We start from the raw sequence: 24,076 nt of genomic DNA on the forward strand, positions 1-24,076 counted from the left end.
TAAAACATTTTGCAGCTAAGCGTCTTTATAGCAAAACTACAAATCAAATTGTTTTATTTTTCTGTACAAAGTTCGCTCAGAAATTCCTAACTCATCTGCAGCAGCTTTCCGTTTTCCTTTGTTTTTTTCTAATGATTTTTTGATCATTTCGATTTCCTTTTGTTCTAAACGTAAAATCTCTTCTTCTTCAATCGTTTCAGCAAAAAGATAATTGTCGTCCTGTATCTGATAATTTTCTTCTCTGGTGGCTGGTGTCATAACAGCAGTTCTTGGTTCTTCTTCAAAATCAATTTCACTGTCATTTTCTTGGGAGCCGTATATTTTTTGAATTAAATTCGGATTGATATCTTGGACTTTAGAAGTGCCGTTTTTCATTAATTCTAAAGTAAGTTTCTTTAAATCATTCAAATCGCTTTTCATATCAAAAAGCACTTTGTATAAAATATCTCTTTCAGTACTAAAATCGTCTTTTTTCTTATCACTGATTACAGATGGCAAATTGCTTCCTTCAACAGGCAAGTAAGATCTTAAAGTTGCTAATGTAATGTCGCGATTGGTTTCTAAAACTGAAATTTGTTCTGCTACATTTCGAAGCTGACGAATGTTTCCGTTCCATCTAAATTTTTGCAAAAGCTGTACTGCATCGTCGTCCAACTTTAATGGAGGCATTTTGTATTTATGAGCAAAGTCAGCCACAAATTTTCTGAACAATAAATGAATGTCTTCATTTCTTTCGCGCAAAGGCGGCAAAGTAATTTCGACAGTGCTTAAACGATAGTATAAATCCTCACGGAATTTCCCTTTTTCAATAGCATTAAATAAGTTTACGTTTGTAGCAGCTACAATTCTAACATTGGTTTTTTGAACCTGAGAAGAACCCACTTTTATGAATTCACCGTTTTCCAAAACACGAAGCAGTCTTACCTGCGTTGTTAATGGTAGTTCACCTACTTCATCCAGAAATATAGTTCCACCATCGGCTACTTCAAAATAACCTTCACGTGTACTTGTTGCACCTGTAAAAGCTCCTTTTTCGTGTCCGAAAAGTTCACTATCTATAGTTCCTTCTGGAATGGCTCCACAGTTTACTGCAATGTATTTTCCGTGCTTTCTATGTGAAAGTGAATGAATTATTCTTGGAATATTTTCTTTACCAACACCACTTTCCCCGGTCACCATTACTGAAATATCAGTAGGAGCAACCTGAATGGCTTTTTCAATGGCGCGATTTAATTTCGGATCATTACCAATAATCTCAAATCGTTGTTTTATTGCTTGAACTGTTTCCATGTATTTTGTTTCAAGTTTTTATTTGTTTCAGGTTTCAAGTTTCTCATTGAAACTGAAATTTAACTTTTAACCTTGTGCTTATATTTTGTTTTAGGTTTCAAGCTTCAAGTTACGCAAAGAACCTGAAACTTGAAACCTGAAACTAACTTTTTAATTCATTTCACTTAATCCAACCGCTTCACCTTTAAGAGTTCCGCTTGTGCAGCTTGTGATTTTTACGTTTACAAAATCTCCAATTTTATAATTCTCCTTAGGGAAAACAACTGTAATGCTTTGAGAATTTCTTCCTGAAAATTCTTCGGTTGATTTTTTAGAAACTTTTTCTACCAAAACTTCCACAACCTGACCAACAAATTCCTCACTTCTAAACCAGGCATGTTTTTGCTGTAAATCGACAATTTCCTGTAATCTTCTGGCTTTTGTTTCTTCTTCAACATCATCTTTCATTTTTCTTCCTGCCAAAGTTCCTGGGCGTTCAGAATACGAATACATATAACCGAAATTATATTTTACATATTCCATTAAACTCATGGTGTCTTGATGATCTTGTTCGGTTTCTGTTGGGAAACCTGCAATCATATCTTGAGAAATCGAAGCATTCGGAACAATAGCTCTGATCTTGTCAATTAAAGCCATATATTCTTCACGAGTGTGCAGACGATTCATTTCTTTTAAAATTCTATTGCTTCCAGATTGAACAGGCAAGTGAATATGCTTGCAGATATTTGGATATTTCGCAATAACATGCAAAATGCTTTCGTGCATATCCTGCGGATTAGAAGTCGAAAATCGAATACGCATTTTAGGAAAACCAACAGCAACCATTTCAAGCAATTGATCAAAATCGACTGCAGTTGCTTTTTGCATTTCGGAGGCATTTACAAAATCTTTTTTCAAACCGCCCCCGTACCAAAGGTAACTATCAACGTTTTGTCCTAAAAGTGTAATTTCCTTAAAACCTTTATTCCACAAATCCTGAATTTCAGCCATAATACTTTGAGGTTCACGGCTGCGCTCGCGTCCGCGCGTAAAAGGTACAACGCAGAAAGTACACATATTATCGCATCCGCGAGTGATCGAAACAAGAGCTGTAATTCCGTTACTCATTAAACGAACTGGCGAAATATCTCCGTAAGTTTCTTCTTTTGATAAAATTACATTAATAGCGTCTCGGCCTTCTTCAACCTCTGCTAATAAATTTGGAAGATCTTTATAGGCATCAGGACCAACAACAAGATCGACTATTTTTTCTTCTTCTAAGAATTGACTTTTTAAACGCTCGGCCATACAGCCCAAAACGCCTACTTTCATTTTAGGATTAATACGTTTTACTGCATTATATTTTTCTAAACGTTTACGAATAGTTTGCTCGGCTTTATCTCGAATAGAACAGGTATTTACCAAAACCAAATCAGCTTCTTCTAAAATCGAAGTTGTATTGTATCCTCCGTCAGACAAAATGGAAGCTACGACTTCACTGTCCGAAAAATTCATCGCACAGCCGTAACTTTCTATAAAGAGTTTTTTAGTATTCTCAGGTTTATTTTCTAAAACAAGACTTTCTCCTTGTTTACTTTCTTCAATAATCTTTTCCATTGTAAAATTTCAAAGTGCAAAGATAACGCAAATGCGGTCAATCTGACAAGATGGCAGAGAAAGAATTAACAATGTTTTCATAAATGTTGATAGGATAGGACTATAAATTTGATAAATCAGAATATTAAGATTTAACTTTTAAAAATAACAACACTCAAAAATGATTTTAATATTTTATAATAAAGTAGGTTATATAAAAACCAATAAAAGTTTTTTCTCGTAATTGATGATCAATTATGTATGAAATTATTTTGCCCTTAATCATTATTATAGGTTTTTTTTGTAATTGAAGTATTTATGGATAAATACTGTAAGTATAATTTTAGGTTTATTTTAAGATATTAATAAGGTAAATGTGCTATTAAACCATTAAAAATTATACCTATATATATAATACATCAGATAATAGATAAATCTGCAATTTTTGGAAACATAATACTAAAATACTTCAAAAATGAGATAGCAAGGTTGATATTTAAAAAAAATAGATACTTTTGTTGCAGAAAAATAGAGCAATGGCAAAGAATTTAGTAATAGTGGAATCACCTGCAAAGGCGAAAACGATAGAGAAATTTCTAGGAAGCGATTTTCAGGTGGAGTCAAGTTATGGTCACATAGCCGACTTACCATCAAAGGAAATAGGAGTAGATGTAGAGAATGGTTTTAAACCTAAATATGAAGTTTCTCCAGACAAAAAAGCCTTAGTAAGCAAACTAAAAACACTATCTAAGAATGCCGAAATGGTTTGGTTAGCAAGCGATGAGGACCGCGAGGGAGAAGCTATTTCCTGGCACTTGGCGGAAGAACTAAAACTAGATATTAAAAAAACCAAAAGAATAGTTTTTCACGAAATTACCAAATCTGCGATTCTTAAAGCAATCGACAATCCAAGAGAAATTGATTATAATCTGGTAAACGCACAACAAGCACGTCGTGTTTTAGATCGTTTAGTAGGTTACGAATTATCTCCGGTTTTATGGAGAAAAATTAAAGGTGGTTTGTCTGCAGGCCGTGTACAATCTGTTTCTGTTCGTTTAATTGTTGAAAGAGAACGTGAAATTCAGAACTTTAGCGCAGTTGCAAGTTATTCAATCGTAGCAGAATTTGTAAATGAAGCAGGGAAAGTTTTCAAAGCAAAATTGCCAAAAAACTTCAATACTAAAAAAGAAGCCGAAGATTTCTTAAAGAAAAATATCGGATCACAATATAAGGTAGCCGATTTAGAGACTAAACCTACCAAAAAATCACCAACAGCACCTTTTACAACTTCTACGCTGCAACAGGAAGCAGCGAGAAAATTATATTTGCCAGTTGGAATCACAATGCAGTTAGCACAGCGTTTATATGAAGCCGGACTTATTACCTATATGAGAACGGATAGTGTGAATCTTTCTAAAGATGCTATGGATGCTGCAGAAGCTGAAATTATAAAATCATACGGGAAAGAATTTTCGAAGCCAAGAACTTTTGCTAACAAAAGCAAAGGAGCACAGGAGGCACACGAGGCAATTCGTCCTACTGATATGTCACGTCATTCAGTAAATATTGACCGTGATCAGGCTCGTTTATACGATTTGATCTGGAAAAGAACTTTGGCATCTCAAATGAGTGATGCACAATTAGAAAGAACGAATGTAAAAATTGAAGCGAACAATCATAGCGAAATTTTTACAGCTTCTGGAGAGGTTTTGCTTTTTGAGGGTTTCTTAAAAGTATATTTAGAAGGTCACGATGATGATGAAGAAGAACAAGAAGGAATGTTGCCAGCATTAAAAGTGAATGAAAAATTAGCTAATAATTATATCACGGCAACGGAAAGATATTCTAGACCGCCGGCTCGTTATACAGAGGCTTCTTTAGTAAAGAAATTGGAAGAATTAGGAATTGGCCGTCCATCTACGTATGCGCCAACTATTTCGACTATCATCAACAGAAATTATGTTGAAAAAGGAACTTTAGAAGGTCAGGAACGTAATTATACGCAGCTTACATTGCAAGACAGCAAAGTAGGGGAGAAACTGCTTAAGGAAAATACAGGTTCAGATAAAGGGAAATTAGTTCCAACAGATATCGGAACTATCGTTACAGATTTCCTAGTTAAAAACTTCGGTAATATATTAGATTATAATTTTACTGCGAAAGTAGAACAGGATTTTGATGAAATTGCCGAAGGAAATATTGACTGGGCAGTTATGATGCAGGAGTTTTACAATAAATTTCATCCAAATGTAAAAGAGGTTGAAGCTAATGCAGAACGTGAGAGCGGTGAAAGAATTCTAGGAAAAGATGCTGACGGGCGACAAGTTTCTGTTCGTTTAGGAAAATTTGGACCAATGGCTCAAATTGGAGAAGCAGATGATGAAGATAAAAAATTTGCCAGCTTAATGTCTGATCAGAATATCGGAAATATTACTCTGGAGGATGCATTGAATCTGTTTTTGCTTCCAAAAAGCTTAGGTGATTATAAAGGAGAAGAAGTAGAAGTAAGCAATGGTCGTTACGGTCCTTATGTTCGTCACGGAAGTGTTTTTATTTCATTGCCTCGAGGAGAAGATCCTTTAGGAGTTTCTAAAGAAAGAGCTCAGGAATTAATTGACGAAAAAGCACTTGCTGATGCGCCAATTGCTGTTTATAAAGGAGAATCTGTTCAAAAAGGTGTTGGACGTTTTGGTCCTTTCATTAAATGGAATGGTCTTTTTGTGAACGTTAGCAAAAAATACAATTTTGATGATTTATCACAGTCTGATGTTGAAGAATTAATTGAGGATAAATTACAAAAAAATATAGATAAAGTTCTTCATAATTGGGAAGAAGAAGGAATTTTGGTTGAAAAAGCACGTTGGGGCCGTTCTGTTATTACAAAAGGAAAAATCAAAATTGAATTAAGCAAAGATGTTGATGCAACAAAATTGACATTAGCTGAAGTTCAGGAAATGATTGCAAAAAAGACGCCGGCTAAAAAAACACCAGCAAAAAAAGCAACAACAACTAAGAAAGCTGCAGTTAAAAAACCAGCTGCTAAAAAGAAATAAAAAATGGAATTTGATTTTCTAGAACCAGTTAACGACGGAATTGTAAAATTCATTAGTTCGTTGTCTTCACAAGAATTGGGCAGTAAAGTAGTTTTGCATACCCAAGATCAATTTCCGGATATAAGCAAAGTAAATATTGCTATTATTGGTGTTTTAGAAGATCGACGAAACATAAATATGGTAAATGAAGTTAACCTAACTGCAGTTCGTAAAAAGCTTTATGGCATGTTTCCAGGTAATTGGGACGCTTCAATTGCAGATTTAGGAGATATATTGGCGGGAGATTCTGTAGACGATACTTATTTTGCACTTAAGAAGGTTGCATCTTCTTTGATTAAGAACAAAGTAATTCCTATAGTCCTAGGGGGTTCTCAGGATTTGACTTACGCATTATACCGTGCTTATGACGATTTAGAGCAGATGGTAAATATGGTTTCGGTTGATAATCGATTCGATTTTGGTAAGGAGAATGAAACGGTTTCCGCTAATTCTTATTTAACGAAAATCATTATAGATGAGCCTAATAACCTGTTTAACTATTGTAATATAGGTTATCAAACCTATTACAATTCGCAGGAAGAAATAGATTTAATTGAAAAATTGTTTTTTGATGCGTATCGTTTAGGTGAGGTTTCAAACAAAATAGCGCTGGCAGAACCTGTTTTTAGAGATGCTGACTTGGTTAGTATTGATTTAAATTCGGTAAAGTCTTCAGATTCAGGAAATACGATTTCTTTTGAGCCAAATGGTTTTAACGGAAAAGAGATTTGTTCATTGGCAAGATATGCAGGAATTAGTGATAAAGTTTCTTCTTTTGGAGTATTTAATCACAATAGTACAATGGCAGAAGCTGCTATTATTGCACAGATAGTTTGGTACTTTATTGAGGGATATCATTATCGTTCAAAAGAGTATCCTTTTGGAAGCCGAACAAATTATTTAAAATATATTGTACCTCTAGAAGATGAGGAACTTATATTTTACAAAAGCGACAAAACTGATCGCTGGTGGATCGAAATTCCGTTCGAATCTAATGGTCATAATAAATTGAAAAGAAATACGTTATTACCGTGTTCATATGACGAATATTTGTGCGCTTGTAACCAAGAATTGCCAGAAAGATGGTGGAAAGCACAACGAAAAAATGCACTATAAGAAAAATTACGAAAGGAATTCTTAGTTTTTTAAAATTTTAAAAATTTTGTTAAGAAAAATTAGTAAGAAAATAAATATAAAATATAAAATTTAACGTTTTACGTCGATTTTTTAGGTTAGTTTATCGATAAAATATTTTTTTTTTATTTTATTTAACATTATTTTTGAACGGTCAAATAAAATTCGCAACTAGTATTGTTTTTTAGATAAATAATAAATACGTTTACGGACTTATAATAATGAATAGATAATCCCAAATTTATATGAAGAAGTTTATTGCATTTGCAGCAATGTTAACACTGGTAATTGGCTGTGGTAAATCAGGTGACAAAGGTGAGTTAGTTGGTGTTACAGGAGGGAAATGGCATCCTGAAAAACCATACGGAATGACTTTGGTTCCAGGTGGATCTTTTATTATGGGTAAATCAGATGCTGATTTAGCTAATGTGGAAGATGCTCCAACTAAGACAGTAACGGTTCGTTCATTTTATATGGATGAAACTGAGATCACTAATAGTGAGTATCGTCAGTTTGTGGAGTGGGTAAAAGACTCTACAATGAGAGTTCGTTTGGCCATTTTAGCTGATGAAACTGGACAGAAATCTACAGGTGACGCTAAAGGTAAAAAAGGAGGAAGTATCTCTGATTATGCTTTTAACGATTCTGAGCCAGATAAAATGACGGCTTATGATAAGTACATGTACGATAACTACTATAGTGTAGGAACAAAAGACGATCCTTATGCTGGTAGAAAGTTAAATAAAAAAGTTAAGTTAATTAAAGATACAAAAGCTTACCCAGATGAGTATTATACTGAGGTAATGGATTCTATGTATTTGCCAATTGAAGAATCATATAATGGTTTGAGAACAATTGATGTAAATAAATTGAAATTCCGTTATTCGTGGATGGATATTCAGGCTGCTGCAAAAGCTAAAGTTGGAAAAAGAAAAGATTTCGTTAAAACTGAACAAGTTAGTGTTTACCCAGATACAACAGTTTGGATTAAAGATTTCGCTTACTCATATAATGAGCCAATGCACAATGATTATTTCTGGCACAAAGCTTATGGAGATTATCCTGTTGTTGGTGTAACTTGGAAACAAGCTAAAGCATTTTGTGCTTGGAGAACTTTAAATAAAAACAGTTACATTAAGTCTAAGAAAAAAGGACGTGATTTAGTAAATGCTTTCAGATTGCCAACAGAGGCAGAATGGGAGTACGCTGCTAGAGGAGGTCTGGAATCTGCTACTTATCCTTGGGGTGGTCCTTACACTAAAAGTGATAGAGGTTGTTTCTTAGCAAATTTCAAACCAAGCAGAGGAGATTATGCTGCTGATGAAGCTTTATATACTGTTGAAGCTAAATCTTACGAAGTAAACGGATACGGATTGTATAATATGGCAGGAAACGTTTCAGAGTGGACAGATTCAGCTTACAATCCAAATGCATACGAATATGTTTCTACAATGAACCCTAACGTAATTGATGGAAACAACCAAAGAAAAGTGGTTCGTGGAGGATCTTGGAAAGATGTTGCTTACTTCCTACAGGTAAGTACTCGTGACCACGAATATGCTGATTCAGCTAGAAGTTATATTGGTTTCAGAACTGTACAAGATTACATGGGAACTCAAGTAACTGGAGGCAAAACAAAAAAGTAAATTAATTAAATATCAATAACCAACAAATCTATTTTAAAACCTAAAAAAAAAGTATTATGGCATTATTAAGTAAAAAAGCAATGAATTTCGCTTATGGTATGGGAGCGGCAGTAGTAATCGTTGGAGCATTATTCAAAATTACTCACTTTGAATTGGGACCATTAACAGGAACAGTTATGCTTTCAGTAGGTTTATTAACTGAAGCGTTAATCTTTGCACTTTCTGCTTTCGAACCAGTAGATGATGAGTTAGATTGGACTCTTGTTTACCCAGAACTAGCTAACGGTCAAGCTAGAAAAAAAGAAGATAAAGCTGAAACTCCATCTGATGCCCAAGGATTGTTGTCTCAAAAATTAGACATTATGTTAAAAGAAGCTAAAATTGACGGTGAATTAATGTCAAGCTTAGGAAATTCTATCAAAAATTTCGAAGGAGCTGCAAAAGCAATTTCTCCAACAGTAGATTCTATCGCAGGACAAAAGAAATATGCTGAAGAAATGTCTATGGCAGCTGCACAAATGGAATCATTAAACAGTTTATACAAAGTTCAATTAGAAAGTGCTTCAAGAAATGCACAAGCAAACAGTGAAATCGCTGAAAATGCTTCTAAATTGAAAGAACAAATGCAATCAATGACTGCAAACATTGCTTCTTTAAACAGTGTTTACGGTGGTATGCTTTCTGCAATGAGTAACAAAGGATAATTAGTTTTTGACTATATATTAAAATTATTAATAAGAACTAATTAGAAAAAAATGGCAGGAGGAAAATTAACCCCTAGACAGAAGATGATTAACCTGATGTATCTGGTTTTCATCGCAATGTTAGCAATGAACATGTCCAAAGAAGTTTTATCTGCTTTTGGATTAATGAATGAAAAATTTGAAAGCGCTAATACATCTTCAGAACAGTCAAATGCTGGTTTGTTGACGTCTTTAGATCAAAAAGCTGCTGAAGCAAAAGGAGAATTCGCAATTGCTGCAGTTACAGCTCATAAAGTTGAGACAACTTCAAAAGAATTTTATGCATACATCGGATCTTTGAAAGGTGATGTTTTAAAAGGATTTGAAACTGATAAAGAAACAGGAAAATTACCTTATGAGTCTATGGACAAAGGTGATAATATCGACAACTGGTTTACTGGTGAAGGATATACTGCTAAAGGAAAAGAGATTATTACTAAGATCGAAAAGTACAAGGCAGATATGAAAGCTGCTTTAGCAGATAAAAAATACGCTGCTATCCTTGCAGAAATTGAAAAGAAATTTGATGTTTCTGATGTTAAAAACAAAGAAGGTTTAAAAGATAAGTATTTAGCTTACCACTTTAAAGGTTTCCCTGCAGTTGCTTCATTAGCTAAACTTTCAGCTTGGCAAAATGACGTTCAAAAAGCAGAGTCTGATGTTTATAGTGCTGCTTTAGGAAAGGCTGCAGTTGCGGCTGCTTCTTACAGCAATTACCAAGCAATCGTTGTTTTAGATAAAAACGCTTATTTCCAAGGAGAAAAAGTTACAGGTAAGGTAGTTTTAGGTCGTTATGACGAAAATACTAAACCAACTTCTTTCCAAGGTCCAGGACAAATTGTTAACGGACAAGCTGTTATCTCTTTAACTGCTGGTGGTGTAGGAGAACAAGATATCAATGGACAATTTACATTCTTAGAGGATGGAAAAAATATTCCTTTGAAATTTAAAGGTACTTATGTTGTTGTTCCAAAACCAAATTCAGCTACTATTTCTGCTGATAAAATGAATGTTGTTTATAGAGGTGTTGTTAACCCAATCTCTGTGTCATTTGCTGGTGTTGATGCAAACAAAATTGCTGCAAGTGCTCCAGGATTAGTTTCTGCTGGTAAACCAGGGAAATATAACATGAGCCCAGGTTCAGGTACTGAAGCTACAATTTCTGTTACTGGTACATTGCCAAACGGAGATAAAGTTACAGATAAGAAAACGTTCAGAATTAAAGGTATTCCTGGTCCAACAGGTACAATTAGAGGAGAAATGGGTGTTGTTAAGGGACCTAAATCTAACTTAGAGATTGCTACTATTGGTGCTAAATTACTTGATTTTGATTTCGAAGTTGGTTTAGATGTTGTTGGATTTAATTTAAAAATTGCTGGACAGCCTACAGTTGTTGTTACTGGTAATAAATTAAGTGCACAATGTAAATCAGTTCTTGCTAAAGCAGGTAGAGGAGATCAAGTTACTATTTCTGAAATTAAAACAAAACTTGTTGGAGCTGGTAGTTATTTATTGCCAAGAACTGCTCCGGTAATTTACGAAATACAATAATTTAAGTAGTTAAAAACTACGTTCAATATCTTATAATGATATCATGATGAAAGTAAGAAATTTTTTAATAGCTATTGTTTCTATCGCTGGAGGTTTTGCTTCTAATGCGCAATCGAATCTGCTTAATGCAAAAACACCGGCACAGATAGGACTTAAGACTCCTGCACAACTTATCTCAGACAATGATAAGCCATTGGCTTACGGGTACGTAGATGATAGAGATGTCTTGATGGGAAAAACAACTTGGGAGATTATTGATTTGAATGAAAAAATCAACTTCCCTCTTTATTTTCCAGTTGATACAGCTAATATTGGTTCTGACAGACGTTCACTTTATGACGTATTGACGAAAGCCATCAAAAGTGGTAAAGTAACTGAAATATATACTGACAGTTATTTCAATACTAAAAAATCTATGAAAGACATCGAAGGATCATTATCTCGTATTGATACAACTGATGCTGGTAGAGAGCTTATCAACCAATATCCAGATGACTACAAAACTCACGTTGTGAAGAAAAAAGTGGTTACTGGTACTGGAAAAAAGAAAGTTGTTACTTATGTTGATGAAACTGTTGGTGCAACAAGAACAGTGCCTTCTGAGTATATCTTAAAGCAAGATTTAACTGCACAAGATGTTACTCAATATAAAATTAAAGGATACTGGTATTTTGACAAACGTCAAAGTGAATTGAAGTATCGTTTGCTTGGTATCTGCCCTGTGACGCCAGACGTTTACACAATGAATAGTGATGAGAAGGATTATATCGAATTATTCTGGGTTTTCTTCCCGAATGCAAGAGGGCCGCTTCACGAAGCAAAAGCTTTTAACGATAATAATTCAGCATTGCCAATCTCATTTGATCAGATCTTAAATTCAAGAAGATTTAATGCAGTAATCTATAAAGAAGAAAACTTGTATGGAGATCGTGAGATCAAAGAATACATGAAAGATAATGCACAAAATCAATTGTTAGAATCTGAAAGAGTAAAAGAGAAGATTCGTAACTTCGAGCAAGATATGTGGAACTACTAAGTACTATATACATTATAACAAAAACTCTCGCTACAAATGTAGCGGGAGTTTTTTTTTGGAGTCCTATTTAGAAAGCCTAAATATCAGTTAAATTTTGAATACTTTTCGTTGTATTTATTTGTAAGAAAAAAAATACAATAAATGTAATTATTTTACGTTTGTATTTTATAATATTTACGAGGATGAAAGTGAGAATTTTTTTAACAGGTATTTTTTTGATAGCTATCAGTTTTGCGTCTAACGCGCAATCAAATTTGCTTAATGCAAAAACAGCTGATCAAATTGGAAAGAAGACTGCCGCGCAGCAGATTTCTGATAACGACAAGCCACTGGCTTACGGTTATGTAGACGATCGAGATGTATTAATGGGAAAAACAACTTGGGAAATTATTGATTTGAATGAAAAGATCAATTTTCCTTTATATTTTCCTGTTGATACAGCTAATATTGGCAAAGATAGGCGATCACTTTATGATGTCTTGACTAGAGCTATTAAAAACGGAAAGATAACAGAAGTTTATGCAGACAGTTATTTCAATACTAAAAAATCGATGAAAGACATCGAAGGATCCTTATCTCGTATTGATACCACAGATGCCGGCAGAGAATTGATTAATCAATATCCTGATGATTATAAAACTCATGTTGTCAAGAAAAAAGTAGTAACAGGTACTGGAAAAAAGAAATCTGTGCATTATGTTGATCAAACAGTAGGACCAACAAGAACAATTCCTGCTGAGTATATTTTGAAGCAAGATATTACTGCAGCTGATGTTTCTCAATATAAAATTAAGGGATATTGGTATTTTGATAAAAGACAAAGTGAGTTGAAATATCGTCTTCTTGGTATTTGCCCAGTAACTCCTGATGTTTATACGATGAACAGCGACGAAAAGGATTATATAGAATTATTTTGGGTGTTTTTTCCGAATGCCCGCGAAGTACTAAACGAAGCGAAAGCTTTTAACGATAAGAATTCTGCACTCCCAATTTCATTTGATCAAATCTTAAACTCTAGACGTTTTAACGCAGTTATCTACAAAGAAGAAAATATGTACGGCGATCGTGAAATCAAAGATTATATTAAAGATGATGCACAAAATCAATTGCTAGAAGCTGAAAGATTGAAAGAGAAGATTCGAAACTTTGAACAAGATATGTGGACCTACTAAAGAGCTTCATAATAGAATACCAAAAACTCTTACTACCTTTGCAGTAAGAGTTTTTTATTTTACTTAATTTATAAAAATGATTGATTATCTCATTATCGGATCTGGATTAGCTGGAATTTCTTTTGCTGAAGTTGCTCTTAAAAACAATAAAACTATTTTAGTGCTTGATGATAACTCTCAAAATTCTTCGAGAGTTGCCGGAGGTTTATATAATCCTGTTATTTTAAAGCGTTTTAGTGAAGTTTGGAAAGCGGAAGAACAATTGGTCTTGATGAATGATTTTTACGATCATATTGAAGCTAAACTTCAGACAAAGTTTAATTTTAAGCTTCCTATTCTAAGAAAATTTTTCTCTATTGAAGAGCAAAATAATTGGTTTGCAGCTTCGGACAAAAAGAATTTGGCACCTTTTTTATCTACCAAATTAATTACTAAAAAATACAATAGTATTGATTCTCCTTATGATTATGGTGAAGTTTTGCATACGGGTTATGTCGATACAGCTTTATTGCTGGATACTTATAAACAGTATTTAAAGGAAAAGAATTTATTAATAGAGGGTTTTTTTGATAGCCTTTATATTGAGTTTTTTGATTATGGAATTCAATACAAAAACATTCAAGCCCGTCACATTATTTTCGCAGAAGGATTTGGACTTCATAGAAATCCGTTTTTTAATTATTTGCCATTAGATGGTACAAAAGGAGAATTGTTTATTATAAAAGCTCCACAATTAAATCTTGATGTTATTGTAAATACCAGCGTTTTTATATTGCCATTAGGCAATGATTTATTTAAAGTTGGTGCAACCTACAATTGGCAGGATAAAACAGATACGCCAACTGAAGAAGGAAAACAAGAACTTCTAGATCGTATTAAAGAAATTATTACCTGCGATTTTGAAATCGTAAAACACTTTGGCGGTGTTCGTCCTACAGTTAAAGACAGAAGACCTCTTATAGGCACACACCATGAACGAAAATCACTTCATATACTAAACGGCTTAGGAACAAGAGGCGTTATGCTGGGTTCAGCAATGGCAAAGGCCTTATTTGAAAGTATTGAGAATGATATTCCGCTGGATCGTGAAATTGATATTCAGCGATTTCATAAAAAATATTTAAAAACTCTTATTTTCGACCGGCCTTAGGATCATAAGAAACAAACATATTGATATAGATGTTTCTGGAAAGTCGTAAAACGAATGGAAACAAAACAATCAAAGTAATTATAATTGATAGAAATGATTCTTCGATTGTAGTTTTAAAAAAGACAAACGAAACAATAAATGCTGCGATTCCGACCGCGACATTTAGTCCGTAACTCACATACATAGCGCCATAAAAAAACGAAGGTTCGATTTGATATTTTAAACCGCAATGACTGCAATTTTCATTCATTTTGAGAACTTTAGTCAAATGAAGCGGATTTTTGTCCGAATACATGCTCTCATTTTGACATTTTGGACAACTTCCTGTTAAAATACTATTTAGTTTGGATCCTTTTTTTAACATTTGCAAAAAATTTAAACAAAGGTACATTTTTTAAACCTTTACTGCTCGTAACAATAGTCACAAATTATGCTTAATATACACAATCTTTCTGTTTCTTTTGGAGGAACTTATTTATTTGAAGAAGTTACTTTTCGTTTGGGTGCCGGAGACCGTGTAGGTCTTGTTGGTAAAAACGGAGCTGGTAAATCTACCATGCTTAAAATGTTAGCAAGAGATTTTGCTCCTGATTCTGGAGTTATTTCTCAGGAGAAAGATATCCGGATGGGATTTTTACGTCAGGATATTGATTTTGAACGCGGAAGAACTGTATTAGAAGAAGCTTATGAAGCCTTTACTGAAATTAAAGTTGTAGAAAAAAAGCTAGAAGAAATCAATCATCAATTGGTTACAAGAACCGATTATGAAAGTGAAGAATACGGACAGATTATCGAAGACTTATCTGATTACACGCACCGTTTTGAACTTTTAGGAGGTTACAATTATGTGGGTGATACAGAAAAAATTCTTTTAGGTCTTGGTTTTAAGAGAGAAGTTTTTAATAACCAAACTGAAACATTTTCAGGAGGTTGGAGAATGCGTATTGAATTGGCTAAATTATTATTGCAATCTAATGATGTATTGCTTCTGGATGAGCCAACGAATCACCTTGATATCGAGAGTATCATTTGGCTGGAGAGTTTTCTAAGAAATTATCCTGGAGTTGTAGTGATTGTATCGCACGATAAGATGTTTTTAGATAATGTTACGAATCGTACAATCGAAATTTCTTTAGGAAAAGCATACGATTTTAACAAGCCATATTCTCAATATTTAGAATTACGTCATGAAATTCGCGAAAAACAATTGGCGACTCAGAAAAATCAGGCGAAGAAAATTGAGGAAACAGAAAAATTAATCGAGAAATTCCGTGCAAAAGCTTCAAAAGCTTCAATGGCGCAATCCTTGATAAAAAAATTAGATAAAGTAGAACGAATTGAAGTTGATGAAGACGACAATTCTGTAATGAATATTTCTTTTCCAGTTTCGAAAGAACCAGGAAGAGTGGTGGTAGAAGCTGAGCATGTTACAAAAGCATATGGAGATAAAGTTATTCTAAAAGATATCGATTTATTGGTAGAACGCGGCAGTAAAATTGCATTTGTTGGCCAGAACGGCCAAGGAAAATCAACTTTTATTAAAGCTATTGTAAATGAATTTGAATACCAAGGAAATATCAAATTAGGACATAATGTACAGTTAGGATATTTTGCGCAAAACCAGGCAGAATATCTTGACGGCGAAATTACCTTGCTGCAAACCATGGAAGACGCAGCGATGGATACGAACCGTTCTAAAGTTCGTGATATGCTGGGTTCATTTTTGTTTCGTGGAGATGATGTAGAGAAGAAAGTAAAAGTACTTTCAGGAGGTGAGCGTAACCGTTTAGCACTTTGTAAGCTATTGTTACAGCCAATAAACGTTTTATTGATGGATGAGCCTACCAACCACTTAGATATTAAATCTAAGAACGTTTTAAAGGCCGCTCTTCAAAAATTTGGCGGAACTTTGCTATTGGTTTCGCACGATAGAGATTTCCTTCAAGGAATGTCTAATATCGTTTACGAATTTAAAGATCAAAAAATTAAAGAATATTTGGGCGACATCAACTATTTCTTAGAACAGCGCAATCTTGAAAACATGCGCGAAGTAGAGAAAAAAGATGTGGCAAAAGCGGCAGCGCCAAAAGAAACCAATAAAGCTTCGTACGAAGATCAGAAAAAAGGAAAGGCATTGCAAAACAAACTAAGCAAAGTCGAAAGCCAGATCAAACAATTAGAAAAAGACATTCAGCACGATGATAAATTGTTAGCTTCTAATTATGACAAACATATCGAAGACGCATCTTTTTTTACAGCTTACAACAAAAAGAAAAATGATCTTGATCAATTACTTTTAGATTGGGAAATTGTTCAGGAAGAAATTGATAATTTCAATGCTTAATTAGTTTTTGTTTCAGGTTTCAAGTTTTACGTTACAATTGAAACCTGAAACTTGAAACTTGAAACCTGAAACTTGAAACTTGAAACTTGAAACTTGAAACCTGAAACCTGAAACCTAAAACTACTTTATAATCCCAATAGATTTAGAATGCATAATCGCTTCACTGCTGTCTTTAAAATAGCAGACAGAAACGTTAAGCGATTCTAAATTCTTCATGATTGTTTTTACTTCTGTTTTTTGTGATTTGCCTGTTTGCCTGATATAAACTGCGATTACCGTTACCGGAAATATTTTGCAGATACGTTCGTACAAAACCGGATCGTGCTGCGAATCATCTCCTAGTAAAACATATTTAAGATTTGGGTAAAACTCCAAAACATGTTTTATTTTATCAAATTTATGATCGTGATTACCGCGTCCGCTCATTAAAAAGTCGGTTAGTCCTCTTTTAATATCTTTCAATAAAATAACCGCTCTGGGCAGTTTATGTATTTTGGTGAATTTTACAATAAATCGGTACAAATTCCATTCGCTGCTAGAAACATAAAAAAAAGCATTTTCTTCCTCTTTATTGTTTCGTCCAGCTGAACTTAAAGCTTGATAATGAGGCACGACATCTTTAAAAATTTTCCTGTCATTTACATTTTTAAAAAGTAAAATATACATTTTTTTGAAGACATTGCGAGTATGAGAAATCAGGAAAGTATCATCAATATCAGATATGATTCCTAAGTTTCCTTTATGCGGTCTGATAAAACTTCCTTTTGAAGTTATGATTTGTGAGTCGTATTTTAAACTTACTTCATACTCCATCCATCCAAAGCTCATTTCTTTTTCAAGCGGAATGCAAAACTTAAAATAACCGTCGTCTAGCGTTTTTGTGTGAATTTCAACATCGCCTAATTTAAGGTATATATCAAAATTTTTGATTGTTTTGATTCTAAATTGATTGATTATCGAACGTGCATTTTTTAGGTTTTTCTTCTGAAAATCATAATCATATGTTCTTTTAAAAACATGCCCCATTACAATTAATTCTTCTTCATTGGCATAACCTCGATATAATTGTAGTATTGGTTTCATTAATTACGTATATTTATATAACATGTAAATTAATTATTTTAATTGGTTTTAAAAATAAAATTTTGAAAAAGAATATCATATTTGTTGTTAACCCTATTTCCGGAGATCTTGATAAATCAGATTTAATCGAGGCTGTCGAAGAGTTTGCAACTACAAATCATTTTGATTTGGAAGTTTACGAGACTAAAGGAAAAAGTGATATAAAAGAAATACAATCACTTTATAATCAACATCAACCAGAGCGAATTATAGTTGCTGGCGGGGACGGAACGATAAAAATGGTTGCAGAAGCGGTAGAACAATTCGATGTAATCATCGGAATTTTGCCGGCTGGTTCAGCAAACGGATTGTCTGTCGATCTTAATTTGCCTACGACAATTGAAGAAAATCTTAAAATTGCCTTTTCGAACAAATGTATCGAAATGGATATGATTTGCATCAACGGTAAAAAAAGTATCCATTTAAGTGATATTGGCTTAAATGCTAATTTGGTAAAAAATTATGAAGAAAGTGATACGCGTGGTTTTTGGGGTTATGCGTTACAAGCTTTTACTACACTAAATCAATCTGAAGAACCTTTTGTCGCAACAATTTCGGCTAATAACGAAACCGTCGAACATACGGCAAGAATGATCGTAATTGCCAATTCTCAAAAATACGGAACTGGCGTAGTTATCAACCCAAATGGTGTAATGAACGACGGAAAGTTTGAATTGATCATTTTAAAAAACCTGGATTTATTGTTGATCGGAAAAATTATTACAGGTAATATGCCAATTGATTCTGACGACGTTGTTATTATTTCGACAGATAAAGCAAACATTAAAACAGATTATCCGGTAAATTTTCAAATTGACGGAGAATATTGCGGCGCACAAAGTAATTTAGATATTTATATTTTGCATAAGCAAATGAAAATTGCAATTCCTTAAAATTAAACTTGTGAAAGTTATTATTTAAAAGGATTTCGTTCCTGCCATTCTGTTTTAGGTTCCAGATAATTGAAAAAGCGAGAAATATTGTGATTGATAAGAGCGTTGCTATGCGTAATTAAACCGTACATTTTTACAGGTTTTGCACCAACAGAACTTTTAATTTCTAAAGCAGTTCTTGCGAAAACAATTTCTCTGAAACCTTGATTGATAGAGTACGCAATCATGTCGTATAACATGTTTAAATAAAGCATTTTATCGCGTTGAATACTTTCGTCATAACCAAGAAAATAAGTGTCCATTACAGATCCATTTTTTATGAGTGTATTAAAGCCAATTAGTTTTTCATCTAAAAAATAACCATAAAGCAAAAAGTCGTCTTTCATGATTTCTTTAAAAAAACTAAAATGATTTCTGGCTAGAAAAAAAGTATTAAATGGTGCATTTTTAGCAACATGAAAATAGAGTTCGTAAATCACATCTTCATACTGCCTGATATCAGACAATGACATTTTTTGTTTTTTGATTCCTTCAGATTTCTTGCGGGCGCGTTTGTATTGGTCTCGATATTTTTTTGATAATGCATTAATATAATCTTGCTCTGTTTTCCAGTTTTCATTGATTTCAAAAATCATATTAGGCTGGGTAGAGAATGTATAATTGTTTTTAAACTCAGCTTGCAAGGGTTCAATTTCTTTTGCTGTAAAATCTTTTATACTTGTTATATGAACTTTTTTTCCAGAAGCTTTCAAATCTTTTTTAAGCTGATTAATAGCTTTATGAAGTGTCTTAATTGCTTTTGGCTCTTTTACACTTTTATCAAAAGCAAAAGCATTTTGACCCGTAAGCATATTATTGCCTACAAATAAAACATGTGAAGCAAAATTCTTAAAGGCAAAATTGCGGACAGAAGTTTTTAGGCACTGATCTCGTTCTCCAAAAGATTCTAATTTTTCTGCAAATAAAAATTGAGTTAAGACAATTCCGATAAGTTTTTCTTCTTCAAAGATTCCAATAAAATGACAGATCATGTTTACTGGACACGAATTTTCAAGTACTTCGAGGTATTCTTTAGTTAAAAAGATGTTTTTTGGAGTCAGCGAATTCCATTCTAAAGGCAATGATGATGCGCTATTGTATATTTCGAAAGAATAAGTTGTAGTCAAAGGTGTGAGCTAATTTCGTCAAAATTAGGTAATATTTATAATAACTCCGTTAGATTAAGTTATTATTAAGAAAACCCGCTTGAATTTAGTTTTCAAACGGGTTTCATTTTTTATAATTTATGCAAATCCACAGATGATGCCTCCCATTAAGGTTAGGGTTACAATCCAGAATCCGGCATGAATCAATATATATTTCCAAGATTTTCTTTCGAACAGTCCGTTAATTCCAATTACTGGAAAAGCAAAAAATAAACCTGACATAAAACCATGAAGTGCTCCATGCTTAAAAGTACGATATGCTTGTCCGTAATCAGCCATAAATGCCGCAAATGATGGTTTGGCACTGTCTATTAATGGTGGTCCGCCAACCATTCCGACTGCTCCAGACTGATGAATTGTTAATGACATTAAAGTCATTGTAATCATTAAAGAAAAAATATACGTTAACCCGAAGATTTTCAGCATATTTCCTGTCCTAAGTTGTTCTTGAGTCAGATTGTTCTCTTTCATCCAGATCGTTCCAAAGACTTTGGGATTGTACCAAATGAAACCCACTACCAATGTGACAATACCTGCAAGCAGCAATGCAATAAAGTTAATTTCCATAATATGAGGTTTTTAGAATTAGTTGGTCAAATTTAAACAAAAATTATCAAATTCAATTTTTTAATGAAAGTAGTATAAAGTATGTTAATTATTTATTTATCAACAGTTTATCGACATAAGGTGCATTATAGCACTGAAATACGTAATTTTGCCAATGAATAACAAAACCCAAATCTGTTATGAAAATCTTAGCCACGTTATTTTTAGCGATTGTTTGTACTTTTCAAACTTTCGCAGATACTGTTTCTGATAAAGAGAAAGATGCTCTTGTAAAATTATACTATGCGACAAATGGTGCAAAGTGGAAGAAAAAGTGGGATTTATCTCTTTCTGTATCTACATGGTACGGAGTAAAGACTGAAAATAATAAAGTTATAGCGATCGATCTGTCGGATAATAATTTAGAAGGAAACTTGCCTGACGAACTTGCTGACTTAGTAAATTTAGTCGAAATTGATTTGCATAAAAATAAACTGAAAGGAGAATTGCCTGTAAATATTGGCAAACTGAAACAGTTGGAGGTTCTTTCGTTGTTTGATAATGAAATCCAAGGGCAATTGCCAAGTTCGATTTATAAGATTACAACTTTAAAAATCTTGTTATTGAACAACAATAAGTTATCAGGTAATTTAAGTAATGAAATTAAGAATTGCAGTTCTTTAGAAAACTTAAGTTTATTTGATAATAATTTTGAAGGCATGATTCCGAATGAACTTGAAAAATTACATCATTTATCAGAAATGAATCTTTCTTATAATAAATTTACAGGAACAGTTTCGAAAAATTTAGCTTTGTTAGACCCTTTAAATATGACAATGTTTGATGAAAATGGAAATCCGTTTTTATTAGAAATTAATGTAGAAAAAGAAACCACAATTGTTACAGAAAATTAATCGTCCTTATGAATGAGTTTTACAATCGTTAAAAAAGTTGATTAAATATATTTAGTTAATTGTTTAAAACCCGTAACGTAATCCGTTACGGGTTTTTTACTTCTAATATTTTGATATTTAGATGAGAATGAGAATAATTCAGCCAAAAAAAAGATTTCCTAAAAATATAATTTATGCTAACTTTGTGCCATATTGATAATTTAATATCGGTTTTTGTAACAACTTACTTTTTTTTCATAACTTTAATATGGAATTCAACATAGCTGAAGCAGTGCAAGAATAATTAACCTTTTTAATAATAAAAATTATGATAATACAATATCAAGGTGAACAATACGGAAAAGCGACAACGTTTACATTAAGAATCATAGGGAATAACCTCTCTAAAAGCAGTTCTAATTATCAAATAGATTTGCTGGTAGGCGATAAGCAGCTGCCGACTTTTACAACTTCAATTCACCAAAGTTTATCTAATTGCTTAAAAGAAATCTATTTATTCAGAAAACATAACGGAATAAAATTCAATGCTTCTTCTGAAAAAGTCTCGTTGCCTTTAGTACCGTATGATCAAGTTTTATACAATTATAATAAATATGCTTTGTTTATGGCTTAATTGCTTATAAAACATAGAAATATAAAAAAAGACCGTTCTCTTTGAATGGTCTTTTTTTATGTCATAACTAATATAAAAAAAAGCTCCAGATTTCTCTGAAGCTTTTTTGCATTTTGTTTAAATTTTATTACTTCAAACGAATCATTTTAGTTTGTGTATTAAAAGAAACTTCAATAGAATCTTTATATCTCTTTTTAACAATTAATCCGTTTAGAGGATCGTTGACCTTAAGCTTACAAACTTTTGAATCTATCTTCAGCAAAACTAATTCTTCATTTTTAGAACCAATGTATCCGTAATAAGTTAGGGCAGGCCAGTGAAGGTTTGGATCTGATTTTGGCGCAGTTGGTGTAACAGCTTTTTTTACAGGCTTATAATAACTGTGAGAAGCGATTTTTCTAGGAACTGCAACAGCAGTTTGAAATTCTTTATTTAAAAACGGATCTCGGTTTATTTTTTCTAGTTTAAAAGTGTCTTTATTAATTTGATTTATAGTTGTATTGCCATGCTGATTCTCTTTTTCAAGAATCATTTCACTGCTAGAAAATTGACGATTGATTGCCCTATACCCAACAGTTCCCCAAAGCCCAAGAACGACTATAATTAAAATTATATTTATTTTCTTTTTAGCCATATTTAATTAACCGTAAACTTAAATCCTGCACTGTTTGTACCAATATTTCCTGCTTCATCAACAGCTCTAACCCTCCAATAATATACACCTGTTGCTGAAAAAGATTGTTGTAAAGTTGCAGTATTACTGTTTTGAGTCTGTATAATTGTATTGAAATCAGCATCGCTGGCAAATTCTACAATATAAGAAATTGGTGATTTTGCATTTCCAGTATCTGTTGCAATGCTCCAAGTATAAGCAACACTCGTATTGGCAGTTTGCGTTGAATTATCTGCTGGCGAAGTGTTTTTTGGCTGATTTGGAGGTGTTGTATCAATATTAAATTTACGTGCTGAATACTGCTTTGTTTCACTGTCAGTGTTTTTGGCTTTTAGTCTCCATTCATAATTCCCATCTGCTAAACCAGTCAAATCAAGGGTTACTGTCGTAGTTGTCAAATCAGTTTTAGAATATACTTCTTGGCTGGTTGCTGTATTTACAACTTTAACACTATAGCTTGTTGCATTTTTTAATGCTTGCCAATTTAAGGTAACAGCAATAAAATTCAAAAATTTTTCATTATCAGGACTTGACAAAATAACTTGCTGATTGGTTAAATCATTTGGGATTGAGGTCGAAAAATTCGAAGGAAATGAGTAAACAGATTCATAGGCATAATTTTCTCCTCTTACTCTCCAAACATATTTTCCCGAACTCAAAGGCAATGTAATGCTAGTTTTTGTAGTTAAGGAATCTAATATTAAAACCTGATCTGATTCGTATACCTGAATGCGGTATTTATCGGCACCCTTCAAAGTGTTCCATTTAAAACTTGCTACATTACTCTCAATAACAGCATTGTTTATTGGAGAAATAATTTGAACAGTATCGTCGCTGATGTCTTCTTCAAGAATGTCTTCGCAAGAATAGGTAAGGATTGCTAAGGCAATTAGTATAAGTTTATTTATTGTTTTCATAGTTTTGGAAAATCATTTTTAAATGTAAAACTTCAGATTTGTTGTTCTTTTTTGTAGTGTAAAAATTCATGCTTACTATTCTTGACAGATTAAATTTCTTTTCGAAATTATAAGCCAGATTCAAAAGCTGATTGCTGTTTCCTGTAACATCCAGCTGGTTTGTAATAATATGATAGTCATCTTCAGGAAAGTCATGTATAGGTTTTAAGTCGCTTATTGAAACTTCAGGAGAATTTTCAGAAGCAAAACTTACGATTCCTTGCTGTACCATTTCTTTGGTAACTCCTTCTTTTCCGATAATCTTGTCCAGATAAGTGATGTCTTTTGTTAAGCCATCGGTATTTTTGGCCTTTTTATTAATGTCATTTGCTTTTTTTGATAATGTTCTGTATTCCATAACAACATCAAATAAAGTATGAAAGGATCTTTTATATGCTGTAATCGACAGTATACAAAAGAG

21 protein-coding genes are annotated in these 24,076 nt (G+C 33.1%); 12 read left to right on the forward strand and 9 right to left on the reverse strand.

The annotated features are described in order from the left end of the window. Positions 1-36: 36 nt before the first annotated feature. Positions 37-1,290, reverse strand: a complete 1,254-nt coding sequence (locus IR010_RS19125) for a sigma-54 interaction domain-containing protein (protein WP_194605983.1) — start codon at positions 1,288-1,290, stop codon at positions 37-39. Between the two features lie 150 nt (positions 1,291-1,440). Next, positions 1,441-2,886: a tRNA (N6-isopentenyl adenosine(37)-C2)-methylthiotransferase MiaB gene (gene miaB, locus IR010_RS19130; protein ID WP_194570463.1), complete on the reverse strand. Its 1,446-nt coding sequence runs from the start codon at positions 2,884-2,886 to the stop codon at positions 1,441-1,443. 515 nt (positions 2,887-3,401) lie between these two features. Between miaB and topA the strand changes: the two genes are divergently transcribed. From topA to IR010_RS19170, 8 genes are all read left to right on the forward strand, one after another. Then, positions 3,402-5,918, forward strand: coding sequence for a type I DNA topoisomerase (gene topA, locus IR010_RS19135; RefSeq protein ID WP_194570462.1), 2,517 nt, complete (start codon positions 3,402-3,404; stop codon positions 5,916-5,918). A 3-nt stretch (positions 5,919-5,921) separates the two neighbouring features. Further along, positions 5,922-7,073: a formimidoylglutamase gene (locus IR010_RS19140; RefSeq protein ID WP_194570461.1), complete on the forward strand. Its 1,152-nt coding sequence runs from the start codon at positions 5,922-5,924 to the stop codon at positions 7,071-7,073. Positions 7,074-7,336: 263 nt separating this feature from the next. Next, positions 7,337-8,737 carry a gliding motility lipoprotein GldK gene (gene gldK / locus IR010_RS19145; RefSeq protein WP_029273336.1) on the forward strand — a complete coding sequence of 467 codons (1,401 nt, stop codon included), beginning with the start codon at positions 7,337-7,339 and terminating at the stop codon, positions 8,735-8,737. A gap of 56 nt (positions 8,738-8,793) precedes the next feature. After that, complete coding sequence (gldL, locus tag IR010_RS19150) at positions 8,794-9,441, forward strand: gliding motility protein GldL (RefSeq protein ID WP_029273337.1); 648 nt, start codon at positions 8,794-8,796, stop codon at positions 9,439-9,441. Positions 9,442-9,492: 51 nt separating this feature from the next. Further along, entirely contained in the window at positions 9,493-11,031 is a 1,539-nt protein-coding gene (gene gldM / locus IR010_RS19155; protein WP_029273338.1) for a gliding motility protein GldM, read from the forward strand. Between the two features lie 46 nt (positions 11,032-11,077). Continuing rightward, a complete protein-coding gene (gene gldN / locus IR010_RS19160; RefSeq protein WP_029273339.1) occupies positions 11,078-12,067 on the forward strand; it encodes a gliding motility protein GldN in 990 nt (329 codons plus the stop codon). A 182-nt stretch (positions 12,068-12,249) separates the two neighbouring features. Next, complete coding sequence (gene gldN, locus IR010_RS19165) at positions 12,250-13,239, forward strand: gliding motility protein GldN (RefSeq protein ID WP_194605984.1); 990 nt, start codon at positions 12,250-12,252, stop codon at positions 13,237-13,239. Between the two features lie 76 nt (positions 13,240-13,315). Then, positions 13,316-14,389: an NAD(P)/FAD-dependent oxidoreductase gene (locus IR010_RS19170; RefSeq protein ID WP_194605985.1), complete on the forward strand. Its 1,074-nt coding sequence runs from the start codon at positions 13,316-13,318 to the stop codon at positions 14,387-14,389. Here the strand turns inward: IR010_RS19170 and IR010_RS19175 are convergent. Beyond that, positions 14,370-14,753, reverse strand: a complete 384-nt coding sequence (locus IR010_RS19175; protein WP_029273342.1) for a DUF983 domain-containing protein — start codon at positions 14,751-14,753, stop codon at positions 14,370-14,372. The genes IR010_RS19170 and IR010_RS19175 overlap by 20 nt on opposite strands. Positions 14,754-14,819: 66 nt before the next feature. On the opposite strand from IR010_RS19175, the gene IR010_RS19180 reads away from it, so the two are divergent. Next, positions 14,820-16,733: an ABC-F family ATP-binding cassette domain-containing protein gene (locus IR010_RS19180; RefSeq protein WP_194570458.1), complete on the forward strand. Its 1,914-nt coding sequence runs from the start codon at positions 14,820-14,822 to the stop codon at positions 16,731-16,733. A 120-nt stretch (positions 16,734-16,853) separates the two neighbouring features. Here IR010_RS19180 and IR010_RS19185 read toward each other — a convergent pair whose 3' ends face one another. Beyond that, positions 16,854-17,816, reverse strand: coding sequence for an App1 family protein (locus IR010_RS19185; protein WP_029273344.1), 963 nt, complete (start codon positions 17,814-17,816; stop codon positions 16,854-16,856). Between the two features lie 62 nt (positions 17,817-17,878). Between IR010_RS19185 and IR010_RS19190 the strand changes: the two genes are divergently transcribed. Continuing rightward, positions 17,879-18,748 (forward strand): diacylglycerol/lipid kinase family protein, encoded by an 870-nt coding sequence (locus tag IR010_RS19190; RefSeq protein ID WP_194570457.1) that lies wholly within the window; start codon positions 17,879-17,881, stop codon positions 18,746-18,748. Between the two features lie 20 nt (positions 18,749-18,768). Here the strand turns inward: IR010_RS19190 and IR010_RS19195 are convergent, their stop codons facing one another. Both IR010_RS19195 and IR010_RS19200 read right to left on the reverse strand, forming a co-directional pair. After that, complete coding sequence (locus IR010_RS19195) at positions 18,769-19,914, reverse strand: GNAT family N-acetyltransferase (RefSeq protein WP_029273346.1); 1,146 nt, start codon at positions 19,912-19,914, stop codon at positions 18,769-18,771. 117 nt (positions 19,915-20,031) lie between these two features. After that, entirely contained in the window at positions 20,032-20,520 is a 489-nt protein-coding gene (locus tag IR010_RS19200; RefSeq protein ID WP_029273347.1) for a DUF1761 domain-containing protein, read from the reverse strand. 179 nt (positions 20,521-20,699) lie between these two features. On the opposite strand from IR010_RS19200, the gene IR010_RS19205 reads away from it, so the two are divergent. Together IR010_RS19205 and IR010_RS19210 are read left to right on the forward strand one after the other, a co-directional pair. Continuing rightward, positions 20,700-21,413: a Two component regulator three Y domain protein gene (locus tag IR010_RS19205; protein ID WP_194605987.1), complete on the forward strand. Its 714-nt coding sequence runs from the start codon at positions 20,700-20,702 to the stop codon at positions 21,411-21,413. A gap of 307 nt (positions 21,414-21,720) precedes the next feature. Continuing rightward, the gene (locus tag IR010_RS19210) at positions 21,721-22,026 is read left to right on the forward strand and encodes a hypothetical protein (protein ID WP_194570455.1); all 306 of its coding nucleotides are present in this window, start codon (positions 21,721-21,723) and stop codon (positions 22,024-22,026) included. Positions 22,027-22,153: 127 nt separating this feature from the next. Here the strand turns inward: IR010_RS19210 and IR010_RS19215 are convergent, their stop codons facing one another. The 3 genes from IR010_RS19215 to IR010_RS19225 are packed head-to-tail and all read right to left on the reverse strand — an operon-like array spanning position 22,154 to position 24,013. Beyond that, positions 22,154-22,660, reverse strand: a complete 507-nt coding sequence (locus IR010_RS19215) for a hypothetical protein (RefSeq protein WP_194605989.1) — start codon at positions 22,658-22,660, stop codon at positions 22,154-22,156. Positions 22,661-22,662: 2 nt separating this feature from the next. Next, on the reverse strand, positions 22,663-23,616 hold the full coding sequence (locus IR010_RS19220) for a hypothetical protein (protein WP_194605991.1): 954 nt from the start codon (positions 23,614-23,616) through the stop codon (positions 22,663-22,665). Then, entirely contained in the window at positions 23,600-24,013 is a 414-nt protein-coding gene (locus IR010_RS19225; RefSeq protein ID WP_194570452.1) for a hypothetical protein, read from the reverse strand. Before IR010_RS19225 ends, IR010_RS19220 begins: the two co-directional genes overlap by 17 nt. Between the last annotated feature and the right edge of the window lie 63 nt (positions 24,014-24,076).

The organism is Flavobacterium sp. MR2016-29, assembly GCF_015350695.1.
In the GTDB taxonomy this organism is placed as follows: domain Bacteria; phylum Bacteroidota; class Bacteroidia; order Flavobacteriales; family Flavobacteriaceae; genus Flavobacterium.

What these genes read in the sequence shown, in the direction of transcription:
- IR010_RS19170 (WP_194605985.1), top strand. Translation starts at nt 13,316, where the DNA reads ATGATTGATTATCTCATTATCGGATCTGGATTAGCTGGAATTTCTTTT.
- IR010_RS19125 (WP_194605983.1), bottom strand. Translation starts at nt 1,290, where the DNA reads ATGGAAACAGTTCAAGCAATAAAACAACGATTTGAGATTATTGGTAAT.
- IR010_RS19185 (WP_029273344.1), bottom strand. Translation starts at nt 17,816, where the DNA reads ATGAAACCAATACTACAATTATATCGAGGTTATGCCAATGAAGAAGAA.
- IR010_RS19180 (WP_194570458.1), top strand. Translation starts at nt 14,820, where the DNA reads ATGCTTAATATACACAATCTTTCTGTTTCTTTTGGAGGAACTTATTTA.
- IR010_RS19200 (WP_029273347.1), bottom strand. Translation starts at nt 20,520, where the DNA reads ATGGAAATTAACTTTATTGCATTGCTGCTTGCAGGTATTGTCACATTG.
- IR010_RS19175 (WP_029273342.1), bottom strand. Translation starts at nt 14,753, where the DNA reads ATGTTAAAAAAAGGATCCAAACTAAATAGTATTTTAACAGGAAGTTGT.
- IR010_RS19215 (WP_194605989.1), bottom strand. Translation starts at nt 22,660, where the DNA reads ATGGCTAAAAAGAAAATAAATATAATTTTAATTATAGTCGTTCTTGGG.
- IR010_RS19205 (WP_194605987.1), top strand. Translation starts at nt 20,700, where the DNA reads ATGAAAATCTTAGCCACGTTATTTTTAGCGATTGTTTGTACTTTTCAA.
- gldN (WP_029273339.1), top strand. Translation starts at nt 11,078, where the DNA reads ATGAAAGTAAGAAATTTTTTAATAGCTATTGTTTCTATCGCTGGAGGT.
- IR010_RS19140 (WP_194570461.1), top strand. Translation starts at nt 5,922, where the DNA reads ATGGAATTTGATTTTCTAGAACCAGTTAACGACGGAATTGTAAAATTC.
- gldN (WP_194605984.1), top strand. Translation starts at nt 12,250, where the DNA reads ATGAAAGTGAGAATTTTTTTAACAGGTATTTTTTTGATAGCTATCAGT.
- IR010_RS19220 (WP_194605991.1), bottom strand. Translation starts at nt 23,616, where the DNA reads ATGAAAACAATAAATAAACTTATACTAATTGCCTTAGCAATCCTTACC.
- IR010_RS19210 (WP_194570455.1), top strand. Translation starts at nt 21,721, where the DNA reads ATGATAATACAATATCAAGGTGAACAATACGGAAAAGCGACAACGTTT.
- gldM (WP_029273338.1), top strand. Translation starts at nt 9,493, where the DNA reads ATGGCAGGAGGAAAATTAACCCCTAGACAGAAGATGATTAACCTGATG.
- miaB (WP_194570463.1), bottom strand. Translation starts at nt 2,886, where the DNA reads ATGGAAAAGATTATTGAAGAAAGTAAACAAGGAGAAAGTCTTGTTTTA.
- gldK (WP_029273336.1), top strand. Translation starts at nt 7,337, where the DNA reads ATGAAGAAGTTTATTGCATTTGCAGCAATGTTAACACTGGTAATTGGC.
- IR010_RS19225 (WP_194570452.1), bottom strand. Translation starts at nt 24,013, where the DNA reads ATGGAATACAGAACATTATCAAAAAAAGCAAATGACATTAATAAAAAG.
- gldL (WP_029273337.1), top strand. Translation starts at nt 8,794, where the DNA reads ATGGCATTATTAAGTAAAAAAGCAATGAATTTCGCTTATGGTATGGGA.
- topA (WP_194570462.1), top strand. Translation starts at nt 3,402, where the DNA reads ATGGCAAAGAATTTAGTAATAGTGGAATCACCTGCAAAGGCGAAAACG.